General features: G+C 58.8%; 3 protein-coding genes. 2 read left to right on the forward strand and 1 reads right to left on the reverse strand.

Annotation, left to right across the window (positions count from 1 at the left end; genetic code table 11):
* Both KGB06_RS00180 and KGB06_RS00185 read left to right on the forward strand, forming a co-directional pair.
* Positions 1–1,050 carry a tyrosine-type recombinase/integrase gene (locus tag KGB06_RS00180; protein WP_223511132.1) on the forward strand — a complete coding sequence of 350 codons (1,050 nt, stop codon included), beginning with the start codon at positions 1–3 and terminating at the stop codon, positions 1,048–1,050.
* 456 nt (positions 1,051–1,506) lie between these two features.
* Positions 1,507–3,210, forward strand: coding sequence for an arylsulfatase (locus tag KGB06_RS00185; protein ID WP_223511133.1), 1,704 nt, complete (start codon positions 1,507–1,509; stop codon positions 3,208–3,210).
* A gap of 252 nt (positions 3,211–3,462) precedes the next feature.
* Here the strand turns inward: KGB06_RS00185 and KGB06_RS00190 are convergent, their stop codons facing one another.
* Positions 3,463–14,322: a peroxidase family protein gene (locus KGB06_RS00190; protein ID WP_223511134.1), complete on the reverse strand. Its 10,860-nt coding sequence runs from the start codon at positions 14,320–14,322 to the stop codon at positions 3,463–3,465.
* Between the last annotated feature and the right edge of the window lie 179 nt (positions 14,323–14,501).

Below are 14,501 nucleotides of genomic sequence, written 5' to 3' on the forward strand. Positions count from 1 at the left end.
ATGCGCCCCCGCAAGACCGAATATCACCACCTCCCCCCACGGATGTATCAGCGATCCCGGAAGCGCAAAAATGGCGCCATGTGGACCGCTTATTACTACCGCGACCTGCTGGGCAATGACATTCCCCTGGGCAAGGACCTCGACAAGGCCAGACTCAAATGGGCCGAACTCGAATCGAAGGAAAAGCCGCTCGATCTGCGCACCATGAAAGGAATATTCGACCGCTACATCCGTGATGTCATCCCCAAAAAAGCGGCGCGGACACAGAAGGACAACCTAGCGGAGATCAAACAGCTACGCCCTATGTTTGATAGCGCCCCAATCGACTCGATTACCCCAGCAACCATCGCCGGTTATAGGGATGCGCGGACGGCTAAGGTCCGTGCAAATCGGGAGATTGCGACTCTCTCCCATATTTTCAATATTGCCCGGGAGTGGGGCCTGACAACAAAGGAAAACCCGTGCCAAGGGGTGCGTAAAAATAAAGAGACACCGAGGGACTACTACGCAAATGATGTGGTTTGGGGCGCGGTTTACAAGAAGGCAGCTCAAGAGCTGAAAGACGCGATGGACCTGGCTTACCTTACCGGGCAACGGCCGGCAGATGTCCTGGTGATGCGGAAGGATGATGCAGAAGGGGGATATTTGGGTGTTCAGCAAAACAAGACGCACAAAAAGCTGCGCATTCAGATGACCACTGGCGGCGAGGCAAATAGTCTGGGCCGACTGATCGCGGAGATAACCGAGCGCAATGCTCGGCATGTTTCGAACTACCTGATCGTCAGCCAACACGGCAAGCGGATGACCGCGACGATGCTGAGAAAGCGTTGGGATATTGCTCGCGAAAAGGCAAAGCTGGCCGCGGTCGAGATCGGCGACGAGCTACTGGCTGCCAAGATTGGCGGATTCCAGTTCCGGGATATCAGGCCGAAGGCTGCGTCGGAAATCTCCGATGTTGGCGAGGCGAGCCTACTGTTGGGTCACACCAAAGGCGACATCACCGAGCGGGTTTATCGCCGTGTCGGTGCCATTGCTAGACCATCAAAATAGCCGTAAAAAGCGTTCCATAACTCAAAGTAGCCCCCTTGTAGAATGCGGCCTGCAGAGGTGCTGAAAAATTAAAGTAATGGAACGGAAAAAAGCTACAAGCCACGGCCTGTTTTCATCTTTATACCGGTCTTGAAAACCGTCGACTGTAACAGGTCCATGAGTTCGAATCCCATCGCCTCCGCCATATTCGCATCTAAAAGGCCCCAATTATTGGGGCCTTTTTGCTTTCAGCCTTCTGTGTTCTTCCACCTACTGCGCCCCCACTCTCCATCTTACCTGACCTGCTGGATTGCCCGTCGGGGGGCGTGAGCTGGCCTCTTAATCGTTCAGTAAACACCCTATGTTCCACAGGTTTCGCTCACTGAGTTGCAACTCTCCCGTCCTGCGCCACGGTTTTAAAGTCTTGGACTAGACTCATCCGCCATGGGGGGTTGCTGTACAACTTGGAGAGTAAACATGAAAACAACCTTATTATCCTTAACACTTGCTATCGCACCTCTGCTCGGCGGTGCAGCCGTCGCCGATACATCCAAACCGAATATAGTCTTCATCATGGGAGACGATATTGGATGGATGCAGCCAAGCGCCTACCACCGAGGCTTGATGGTCGGCGAAACACCGAATATAGATCGCATTGCTAATGAAGGATCGATCTATATGGACTATCTCGCCGAGCAAAGTTGCACCGCTGGACGCAACGCATTTTTCACCGGCATGCATCCACTGCGCACCGGCATGATCCCGCCACAACTACCAGGCAGTCCCTCCTATCTGCGGCCCGGCACGCCAGCGCTGGCCAAATTCCTCTACGATTTAGGCTATTCAACGGGTGAGTTCGGCAAGAACCACTTGGGAGACCACCCGGCAGCACTGCCAACGGCTCATGGTTTTCAAGAGTTTTGGGGCTACCTCTATCACTTGGATGCGATGCAAGGGGTGAGTTTTCCCGATATCAACAAGTCGCCTACTGAACAAGCCATTGCGCCACCCTGCAAAAACGAACCGCTGCCCGGAGTTCCCGAGGTTCCAGGGTCTGTCGACCCCAGGACAGCAAACTGCCTGACACCGCCACGACCGGTGCTTGCTTGCGCGTCCTCCGACGGCACACAACAGAATCAGAAGTGTAAGGATGAAGGCCCGTTAACCCTTGAGCGGTCAAAAACCGTCGATGAGGAAATCTCTGCGCACGTCATAGATTTCCTCGACCGCAACGACCCTAAAAAGACGAACAAGCCGTTCTTCGTTTGGTACAACCCCGCACGCATGCACATTACTACCGTGTTGTCTGAGAAGTACCTGAACATGGTCGGCACCCCAGGTGGTAAGGATTGGGGGGTCAATGAGGCCGGGATGAAGCAAATGGATGACAACATCGGGTATGTCATCAAGAAGCTTGAAGACATGGGGCAACTGGAAAACACCATTATTGTGTTTACCACCGACAACGGTGCTGAAGTCATTACCTATCCTGACGGCGGCGTTACACCCTTCAAAGGTGGCAAGCTGACCACCTGGGAAGGCGGTATGCGTGCACCGATGGTTGTACGTTGGCCAGGACATATCAAGCCAGGCACCGTCAGGAATCAGTTGTTTGCATCGCTGGACTGGGTGCCAACCCTGGTCGATATAGCCGGTGGCCCAAAGGGGAATGACCTGAAGACACAGATAGAAGGTGGCAAGTACCCTGGCATCGTCAAAACCACACTCGATGGCGTCAATCAAGTCGACTATTTGACAGGTAAGAGTGAGAAGTCCGCGCGCGAGATCTTCTTCTACTACACCGGCGCGAAGCCTTCGGCAGTGCGTTACAAAAACTGGAAGATGTACTACACGATGGTGCCAACCGATCCTACGGGAGCTATGAAAGGAGCTGTAAGCTACTCCTGGACCATGGTTGACAATATCAAGCGCGATCCTTTCGAGATTGCTGGTGGGTTGGACGATCCTAAATCCATCGCGGGTTACGCCGGCGCACTTGCTGCACCCGCCACGGCTTATATCTACGACTGGAATATGTTGCCCCTTGGTCAGTTGCTGTGGATGAAAGAACTGGCAACGTATAAAGAGTTCCCACCCTTGCAAGCACCTGAAACCTACAACCTGGACGGTATCATGGCGGAAATGGCAGCCTCCAGAGCGTCGAGTCATGCCGGCGAATAGGACGCGGGAGCGAGTGTGAAATAACCACCGATTTCCTGCGCTGCCATATCGCTCAAGAAGTCGGTGGTTAACCGTTCAGTCACGCGAAACGCCGGTTTGTTAGATGTGTTTGCTCGCACGAACATCATCAATCAAATCGGCGTTCTTGTTTCTGTGTTTCCCGGGATTCCGTGAAGAACCAAAAAAAAAGGAGGGCATCCAATGCCCTCCCCTCCGTTGTCCGCGCTCCCTGCGACAGTACTGACCAGGACCTCAAGTAGCCAGAATGAAGTCCGTGGCAGTAACGGTTGTTGCGTCGGCCACACCTACCAGGCGGATGGTGTCATTTCCGATGGTGACCAAGGTATCCGCACCGACATCGGCGACGTTGACGCTACCGGCAAAGTCCGCCGCCGTGATGTTGAATGCGGCAATATTGAGCCGATCCTGACCGCCGCCGATGGGATTGGTTTCGAAACCGATAATCTGATCGTTTCCGAAACCTGCGCTGAACACGAAGGTGTCATTGCCAATGCCACCCGCGAATACGTTGTCTGACGCATTGCCGACCACCGTGAAGTTGCCGGTACCGCCAAAGAACGCATTCTCGACGTTTGCACCCAAGGTGTAACTGTTCAGGGATGTCCAGACGGTATCAACCCCTCCCCCGGCACCCTCGATCACTGTGTCGCCGGCATCTGTCACCTCGAAGACGTCATTCCCGGCGCCGCCGATTAGCGTGTCAGCACCCGCACCACCAAGGATGATGTCATTCCCGGCCCCTCCTCCGATCACGTTATCCAGCTGATTGCCGACCGCAATGGAGTTGCCGGTACCGCCAAAGAACAAGTTCTCGACGTTTGCGCCCAAGGTGTAATTGCTTAGGGAAGTCCAGACGGTGTCAACCCCTCCCCCGGCACCCTCGATCACTGTATCGCCGGCATCTGTCACCTCGAAGATGTCATTCCCGGCGCCGCCGATTAGCACGTCAGCACCCGCACCACCAATGATGATGTCATTCCCGGCGCCCCCTGCAATCACGTTATCCAGCTGATTGCCGACCCCCGTGAAGTTGCCGGTACCGCCAAAGAACAAGTTCTCGACGTTTGCGCCCAAGGTGTAACTGCTCAGGGAAGTCCAGACACTGTCAACACCCCCTCCGATGCCCTCGATCACTGTATCGCCGGCATCTGTCACCTCGAAGACGTCATTCCCGGCGCCGCCGATTAGCACGTCAGCACCCGCACCACCCATGATGACGTCATTTCCGGCTCCCCCCCCGATCACGTTATCCAGCTGATTGCCGATCGCAATGGAGTTGCCGGTACCGCCAAAGAACAAGTTCTCGACGTTTGCGCCCAAGGTGTAACTGCTTAGGGAAGTCCAGACGGTGTCAGCCCCTCCCCCGGCAACTTCGATCACCACATCGCCGGCATCCGTCACCTCGAAGACGTCATTCCCGGAACCGCCGTTCATGACATCCGCGCCGAGCCCACCGATGAGGATGTCATTGCCGTCCTCACCATCCAGGAAGTCGTTGCCGTCCCCGCCGTTGAGAGAATCGTCGCCAGTGCCGCCAATCAACTGGTCGACACCGCCCAGGCCACTGAGCGTATCGTTCCCGCCCAGGCCAAGAAGCACATCGCTACCCGCGGTACCGATAAGGATGTTCGCCAAGGCGTCTCCCGTCTGCACCGCACCCACTATCAATACCGCCGCCGTCGCCGCAGAGGTCACCGACTCCGGCGTGCCGAAGCCATCGGTGTACCGCACGATCACCCGCAGTTGCAGATTGAGCTGCGGTGCACCAGGAGTGAAGGTCGCAGCGGTCGCGCCGTTGATGTCGGTGAAGGTAGCACCGCTACCTTGCTGCCATTGGAAGCTGAATGCGCCCAGCCCATCCACATCGGCAATCCCGGCAGTCAGCGCGGTCAGCACCTGACCTTGATTCGGTGTCGTATCGCTGATCAGCAACGCGCCTGTCGGTGCATCGTTGGCGTTGGCAACCGGGTCCGAAGGGTCGGACGTAACGCTTTCGGCCACACCGAAGTCATCCACGTAATTGACCACCACGCGCACCTGATCGCCAACCTGATCCTGACCAAGCGTGAACGTGCTACCGGTGGCTCCGACGATGTCGACAAAGCTGACCCCGTTGGTCGCCTGCCATTGGAAGGTGAACTGCGGATTGCTCAGGCCATCAATGTCGATGATGGTCGACGTGTCAGCGGTCAACACCTGGTTCTGAACCAGAAGCCCGGTGACGGTCGGCCCTGCGGTCGGTGTGTTGTTCGCCGACGAGTCGACGATTTCCAGCGTACCCTTGGCATCCTGATACACCGCCCGGACGCGGAGACTCAGACCCGCTACATCGTCCGCCACCTGATAGGTGGTGCCAATCGCCCGCGATACCTCGCCAGCGGCGACAAAGGTGATGTCTTCATAGATGCCCGAGCCAGCAATGGTTTCGACCTGCCAGTAGTAAGCCACACCACCGGTAACCGCGCCGGTCGGATTGAGCAGGCTTACGTTGTCCGCGTCGCGTACCGACTGATCGCTGACGCGCAGCAACTGGCCGGCGACCGGCGCATTCTCACGCGCACCGGTGTCCGCATCAAGGATCGCCAGACGACCCGATGGGTCGATGTTTGAGGCGGTGCCAACTCCGGACGTCTGCGAAACGTCAGAGAACTGCAGACGCTCGACACCCGTCAACCGATCGACGCCATCACGCCCTGCCACCAGATCGGTCACGATGACGGTGCTGCCCTCGACAGAGACGCTGTACTCCGACGCAATACCGGAGTACACCGCAGTGTCGAAGTTGTCTGTGCCGGTCAGAATCTCCCGCACGATGACCAACTGGCCCGGGTTGTAAGTACCGTTCAACATAAACGGCACCAACGGCTCCATGCTGTCGAACGTGGCGATTTCCCCGCCAGTGCCATCAGCGTTCGCCCGTACGCTGATGCGTACGTTCAGCCACTTGTCACCATCGATGATGTCGTCACCACCGCGACCTTCGATGAGGTCGCTGCCGCTACCACCGAGGATGATGTTGCCGCCGTCGAAGAACGTCGCTCCGGCTGGCAGCAGACCCGCCAGGCCATTGATCAGGCCGATGTTGGTCAGCACACTGCCGGTTGCACCCGCGGTGGGTAGCGAGGTGGAATCTTCGTTATCGCCGCGCAGGAAGTCACCGTGCGCTGAACCCGACAGACCTTCCATGATGTCGAAACGCACCAGCGCCGAGGCACCTGAACCCGGCACCGGTGGCACATCGAAAAAGCGGTCGCTGTAATCGATGGTCACGCCCTGGGCCAGTCCCTTGAAGGTCGCCCAGTCATAGCCGGAGCCGCCGATATAGCGGTCACCGAAGCCGAGACTGCCGACCATGATGTCGTCGCCGCCTTCGCCGTTGAACTTATCGTTCTCGTTACCGCCGACGAACACATCGTGGCCGATCACCGGATCGTTACCGAGCGGGTCGAAGTTGTCGCCAGGTGCACCGTCCGAAGTGCCCTTCTCGATCCAGTCGTCGCCTTCGTTACCCATGTCCTGCTCGTTGGCTTTGCTGCCCAGGATGAAGTCGTTGCCCTGGCCACCAATAGCCTCGGAAGCGTCCTCACCGGTGACGATGAAGTCGTTGCCGAACCCGCCAATGATCAGGTTGACGCCATTGCCTCCGTGGAGCACGTCGTTGCCGTCGCCACCCTGGATGTTATCGTCGCCACCAAGGTCGGTGATGATGTCGTCGCCGGCGCCACCGCGAAGTTGGTCGTTGCCGTTACCGCCTTCGATGAAATCATTGCCGGCATCACCCCAGACCGTGTCATCGCCTTCACTGGAGATGAGGATGTCTGCTCCGTTGGTGCCGCCCAGCACGATGTGCTCTGCACCGGTGTATTTGATGTAGTTGGTATCCGGCCCCGCCGTCAGCGGATTATCGCGGAACACCACCTGCGCGCCGAGATTGCTAAGCGGATCGACATTCCCCAGGCCTTCGTTGAACTGCTTGCTCTGGTCCACTTCCAGATAGAACCCTGGGTCCGAGAACACCAGGCCCGGCAAGTGGGTGGCCGAGGTGTTGGCCATGATCAGCTTGGCGAACGAGTTGCTTTCCAGTTCCGCATTCATCGACAGGCCAGAGGTACGCTCCAGGTAGTAGAAGCGGTCGCCGTCCTGCAGTTTTTCCAGCTGGTTCTCGAACACGAAGTTGAAGGTCGTGCCGAGCATGCCGCCGAACGGGGTTTTCTCTTCGGCCAGGCCGCCGATCCAGAGGTCGATGGCATCGACGCCCGTGATCGTCACACCCTTCAGATCGTCGGCAGTACCCGCCACCCCATCCTTGCCGGCCAGCGTTACGTTGGCCCAGGTACCGGAGCTGTTGAGGAAGTCCAGCCGATCGGCTGGCTCATTAACACCACCATCGCCGAATACCAGCAACATCGCCGCGGCGCGTTTGCCTTCCAGTGTGGTCGCCGCCGTGATCGTGTCATGCGTGCCATAGGCCGCGATGAAGTTGATCAACGACTCCGGATGTTTCAGGTGCTGCACCAGGTCAACCCAGCTGTTGTAAGGCTTGAGTTGGGTATCACCGGTTTGGTTGTAGATGTCGCGGCGAATCGCATTGAGCGAAGGAATCCCGACGTCGCGGCCACGGGCGATGTTGAGCGCCGGCAGGTCGAGCGGCAGGCCGAGCAGGTTATTGCGCAGCGCCTCGGTGACGAACTCGTCGATTTCGTTACCGGCCTGGCGAGTCAGCCCACGGATGATCGCACTGGTCGCATCCTCTGGTGTCAACCCACTGGCGGCGTACGCCAACGGGTTGAGGAACGCCGCGATCAAGCCCAGTTGTTGATTAGGATCAGCGCTGTTCGGATCGCCCACCACGCTGAAATCGACGTTGAAGCGATCGACTGTCTCGGTCAGCATCGAGTGGCCAAACCGGTACACGGTGTGGGCGAACTCGGCGACGATCGAGGCATCGAGGTCGACGTCATAGACCTGGGTCGGTGCGAAGAACAGGTCGACCCTTGGCTGGATGGTCCGCGCAAACTCCTCGAACACCAGGTGCTGATACTGCATCTCGGTGCCGAACTTGGCAGCCTGGAACAAGCGCTCGCCATTCCACACCAGCGCATCGATCTCAGCCTGGTTGGCTGGCAACGCGCTCACCGGAGAGAGCAGCCACTCGTTGAGGAAGGCCACGTCACCCGAATCGAGCACGGTGTCCTTGGTCTGGGCGACCAGCCGATTGTGCTCGGAGTGGAAGATCGCATGCACTGCGGTCAGGCCGATGTTCTCGTTGACCCGGCCGTCGCCAGCGATGTAGTGAGCGTCGAGCAGTTCGTTGTCATAGGTCAGGTTGGTGCCGCCTGGGCCAGGTGGCTGCGCATTGCCGACATCAGAGTCAGTATCCGCCTGCAGAACCCCGCCGACGATTACCGGCGCTGCATTGTTGTTAATGTCGACGAGGAACTGGTGACCGGTGCGCACAGCATTGGTCAGGCTGATCGGGGCATTCGGATTGCCTTCGACCAGGACGTCATCCGCCGTGCCGCCAATACCGTCAACCCCTTTCATCACGACCATCGGGAAGCCGTTCGGCCCCTTGATGAAATTGCCATAGGCGTCGGTCGCCAACAGCGGGGCGTTATCGACGTCGGCATCGGTCAGGTGGATACCCAGGATGTCGTTGGCTTGCGCCTTGACCACTTTCCAGGTCGCCATGCCACCGATTTCGATGTCATCTCCGCCGCCATACTTACCATCCACCCCCAGGTCAACGTTAGTGATCAGCCTACCGGTCGCTATGGGGCCGTCGTCGGTCATTACATAACCGCGCAGGAACACCTGGTGCGATGGGTGCGAACTGTAGGTCTGGTTTTGGTCCACGAACGGCGTGGTGGTGTTGGTTTGCTCATGGATGTCGTCGGCCGTGCCGAGAACGCCATCCGCCCCTGGCAGGTTGGTCGCGCGGGTCAGCACCATGAAGTTGGCGCTACCGCCTTCCACATACAGCGGATCATCCGGTTGCAGCGGGATGAAGATGGTGCCCGAACCGCCTTTGGTGACCAGGTCCAGACCGTGATCGAAGAACTGCCCGAAGAAGGTCATCCAGGCGTTAAACGGCGCGGACAAGCCTGCATCCGCCGCGGTGTTCTCGAACAGGTACACATCGTGATCGTCGGTAGTACCGAACTGACCATCCAGGCCGGGGCTGGCGACTATCCGTACGCCATCCTTGAGCACGTCGTCGTTACCCGCCGCGCCGAAGTTGAGCACACCGTCTATACCTGGGTCGTAAGCCGTTGCATAGGCCGCCGGGTTATTCGCCGTCTGGTCGACGATCAGATTACTGATGGTGCGCGGCTGCGAGTCAAACACAAAGCCGCTGTTCTGCGCATACGACGAACCCGGGATGGCTGGCGAGCCGGGGCCGAAGAAGCCGGCAGGAGCACCTTCCGCTGGATTGAAGACCGGATCGGTCAAGCGCGGAAAGACGTTATCGGCAGCACCAAACTGGGTGTTGTTGTTGCCATTGAGGTTCAGCAGGTTGTTGTTCGACCCATCGACCGCACGCAGACCCAGCGGCGCGCGGATATTCGGGATCAGCGAGAGAATGTCCTGACCGTCCGCTTCAGCCTCGGCAATCTTGATCTGATCGAGAATGAAGTTGAGGTCGGAGCGGACCATGTGCAGGCCTTCGCCACCCGCCGTGGCATCGACCACAGGTGTCGGCGCCGTCGGCACAACCGGCGCGCCGGGAGCTACCACGGCAGTCGGTTGCGAGAACACTATTTCAGTCGTGCCATGACCATCCTGGTAGATCGCCTTGACCCGCAGTGACAGCCCGGCAAGGTCCGGAGAGACCTTGAACGCGGTGCCGTCGGCACTCTGGAACGCCAGGTCGCCGGCCGGTAACAGAATGATGTCCTCGAATACGCCGCTGCCAGGATTGGCCTCGAACTGCCAGTAGTAGGACACCGAGGAGTTGTTGAGCGTACCCGTCGGGTTACCCGCCGCGATGTTGTCGTTATCGCGCACCGCGGCCACACTGACTCTCAGCGTGTCGCCCACCGTGATTGCCCCGCCGTTTCCATCCGTGATGGTCGGACTGTTAACCGGTTGGGCATTGAGCCCCGTCACCAGCACTTGCTGGGTGTCGGCGAACTGCAAGCGTTCGATATGCAGCAGGGTATCGGTGCCGTCGCGACCCGCTACGGTATCTGCCACCGTCCAGACATCGTCCGCCAAAGTGGCCGTGCCACGGGTGTCACGAGTCACCACATACTCGTCCTGTACCCCGGAGTAAATGGCGGTGTCGAAGGCCGCACCGCCCGTTGAGGTGCCGGGCAGAATTTCGCGCACGGCCTTGAGCTGACCCGGGTTATAGGTGCGGTCCAGCATGAACGGAATCATATCGACCATGCTGTCGAAGGAGGCGATCTCAGGCCCGGTATGGTCGACGTCGCCAGCGGCATACACCGCAATTCTGACGTTGATCCATTTGTCGCCATCGATCAGATCATCGCCGCCGCGACCTTCGATAAGGTCACTGCCATTGCCACCGAGGATGATATTGCCAGTGGCAAAACCAGTGGTTGGCAAACCGGCATCGGACAGAAACTGCTCCAGTCCGCGGATCAACGCCACATTGGTCAGCGCACTGCCCGTGGCACCACCGTGGTTGATGATCGTATCAGCATCAACATTATCGCCTTTGAGCACATCGGCGAAGTTCGAACCGGACAAGCCTTCGACCTCGGCAAAACGGTCGAGTATCGAGGCCGGCGAGGCGCCGACCGGATTGAATATCCCGGCGTTCTGATTTGGCGCGTTCCCGTGTGGCTGCGCCAGCGCGGCCAGTGACAGGTCAGCGGTCACGCCGTACTTGTCATTTTTGTAGGTTATCCAGTCGAAACCGGACATGCCGTCCATCTTGTCCTGCGCATCGCTGCCGACAAAGATGTCATCGCCACCCTCGCCGATCATTTCGTCGAAGCCACCGCCACCGACAAAGATGTCGTTGCCGATCACATCGTCATTGAGCAACGGCGAGAAGTTATCGCCAGGCGCGCCGTCCTGGGTGCCTTTCTCGATCCAGTCATCCCCTTCGTTGCCGGTAGGTGGCAGGTTGGTCTTGGCACCGAGGATGAAATCGTCACCCCGACCACCGAAGGTCGTGGTGATGTCTTCCGTGGTGACAATGAAGTCCTGGCCATCTCCACCCAGGATCAGGTTGCCTGCAGCAAGCATGCTACCGACCACGATCACGTCGTTACCGGCATTACCTTCCATACGGTTGTCGCCGAACGAGTCGGTGATGATGTCATCGCCCGCACCGCCAAGAACCGCATCGTTCCCCGCACCGCCTTCGAGGCGGTCATTGCCTTCGTCGCCGTAAACGGTGTCATCGCCGTCACCGGAGATAATGATGTCGTCGCCAGCGGTGCCGCCCAGCACGACATGGTCTTCACCGGTGTATTGCAGATAATTACTGTCCAGACCTGGGGTGTCGGGGTTGTCGCGGATCACCAGCGACACGACTTCCACACCGTTGATCATGATGCCGCCCGTTGGATCGGCTTTGAGGTCCGCGCCAAGGCCGGTGAACTGATTGGCCTGATTCACTTCGAGGGTGAACGTCGGCGTCAGGAACACGGTGTTCGACAGGTGGGTGACATCGGTGTTGAGCATCATCAACTTGGCAAAGGAGTTGTTTTCCAACTCGGTGCCGAAGTTCAGGCCCGCGGTACGCGACAGGTAGTAGAAGCGGTCGCCGTTCTGCAACGCCTCCAGCTGGGTTTCAAACACGAAGTTGAACGTCGAGCCGAGCATGCCGCCGAACGGCATTTTCTCCTCGGCGAGGCCACCGACCCAGAAGTCGATGTCATCAACGCCGGTAATGGTTGCCCCATTTGCCAGGTTGGCATAGAAGCCGGTGCTATTGAGGAAGTCCAGGCGGTCAGCCGGCGAACCGGCGCCACCGAATACCAGCGCCGCGGCTGCAGCGCGTTTGGCTGCCAGCGTGCTCACCCCCGTAATCGTGTCATGCGTACCAAAGGCAGCGATGAAGTTGACCAACGATTCGGGGTGCTTGAGGTTGTCCACCAAGTCAGCCCAACTGATGTACGGCTTGAGTTGGCTGTCGCCGGTTGAAGCGTAGAACTCACGCCGCGCCTCATTCAACGTGGGGATGCCAGTGTCGCGACCACGCGCCAGGTTCAGGGCCGGCAAATCGAGCGGCAGACCGAGCAGATTGTTGCGCAACGCTTCGGTGACAAACTCGTCGATCTCGTTGCCGAGCTGACGGGTCACGCCGCGAATGATCGCCCCTGCCGCTTCGTCCGCAGTCGCCCCGCTACCGGCAAACGCCAGCGGGTTGAGGAAGGCTGCGATCAGGCCGAGTTGCGAGTCCGGGTTGTTCGGGTCAGTCAGGAGCGGATTGAACAAGGGGTCAAAGCGATCGACGGTCTCGGTCAACATCGAGTGACCGAAGCGGTACACCACGTGGGCGAACTCGGCGAGGATGGCCGGGTTGATCGAGGTGTCATACCCGTTGGGCGCAAGGAATTCGTCGATCTGTGGCTGAACGGTCCGCGCAAACTCCTCGAACACCAGGTGCTGGTACTGCATCTCGGTGCCGAACTTGGCGGCCTGGAACAGGCGTTCGCCGTCCCACACCAACGCCGCGATTCCGGCAGGTGTAGTGGGTATTGCGGTCACGTCGTCTATCAGCCACTCATTGAGGAAGGCCAGATCGCCGGAGGTCAGGATGGTTTGCTTGGATTGCTCGACCAGGCGGTTGTGCTCGGAGTGGAACACATGGTGCACGGTGGTCAGGCCGATGTTCTCATTCGCCCGGCCATCGCCGGCGATGTAGTGAGCATCGAGCAATTCGTTGTCATAAGTCAGGTTGTTGCCACCCGCACCAACAGGCTGCGCATTGCCGATGTCGGCGTCAGCATCCGCCTGCAAAACCCCGCCGACGACGACTGGCGCGGCATTGTGGGCGATGTCGTCGAGGAAGCCATGCCCGGCGCTCACGGCGTTGGCCAGACTGATCGGAGCATCCCGGTTGCCTTCGAGCAGGAAGTCATCCGTCGTGCCGCCAATACCGTCAAGCCCTTTCATCACCACCTGCGGCATGCCGCCCGGTCCCCGGATGAAGTTGCCATAGGCATCGGTTGCCAGCAGCGGCACGCTGTGCACATCGGCGTCGGTCAGGTTGATACCGAGAATGTCGCGGGCCTGGGCCTTGACCACTGCCCAGGTCGCCATGCCGCCATCTGTGCCGTCGCCATCATCGGCAGTGCCGAACTTGCCATCGCCGCCCAGATCGCGGTTGGTAATCAAGCGCCCCGTTGCAATAGGGTCACCTGCCGCGTTGATAACGTACTCACGCAGGAACACCTGATGCGAGGGGTGCGAGCTGTAGGTTTGGCTCTGATCTACGAACGGCGAGGTGGTGTTGGCCTGGCCATCATCGGCAGTTCCGAGCACTCCGTCCGCGCCGGCAGTACGCACTGCACGTGGCAGCACCATGAAGTTGGTCGAGCCGCCCGGTACGAACAATGGATCGTCCGGCTGCAGCGGAATAAACACGAAGTCGCTACTGCTCTTGGTGACCAGGTCGAGACCGTGGTCGAAGAACTGACCAAAGAAGGTCATCCACGAGTTGAAACCGGCGGTCAAACCGACGTCTGCCGACACGTTGGGGATGAAGAACACTTCCTTGTCGTCGGCCGTGCCGAACACGCCATCCAGACCGGGGCTGATCACCGGGGCCGCACCGCCGCTCGCCGCTACCGCTGCCGGGTTATTGGCGGTCTGGTCGACGATCAGGTTACTGATAATCCGTGGCTGCGGGTCGGTCACCGGGCCAGTCCCAGCGTAAGCCGCGTTTTGATACTGGGGATCAAGCAGTCGCAAGAAGGAATTGTCCGCGGCGCCAAACTCGCTTTGCCCGGCGACCAGGTTGTTGAAGCTGCCATCCACGGTACGCAGGCCGAACGGCACCTGACTATTGGGTAGCAAATCACTCAGGCTGGCGCCGTCGGCATGCGCCTCTGCAATGAAGATTTGCTTCAGGATGAACTCCAGGTCCGCTTTGTTGAAATCAGCCATTTTTATTGCCCTCGATCTTTATGGAGAAAGGCACGGGACGATAAACATCCACCCACGCCCAGTCAGGTGCTGGCTTGCGCAGTTTTATGGTTTTGTTTTTGGGCGAGAGCAGGCGCGGAAAAGGCAAAGCCGTTCCCCGGGATATGCACCTGAAATTCGCGGAATGTAGTGCTCGCCGG

It is taken from the genome of Pseudomonas sp. GL-B-19, assembly GCF_019956415.1.
Classification (GTDB): Bacteria; Pseudomonadota; Gammaproteobacteria; order Pseudomonadales; family Pseudomonadaceae; genus Aquipseudomonas.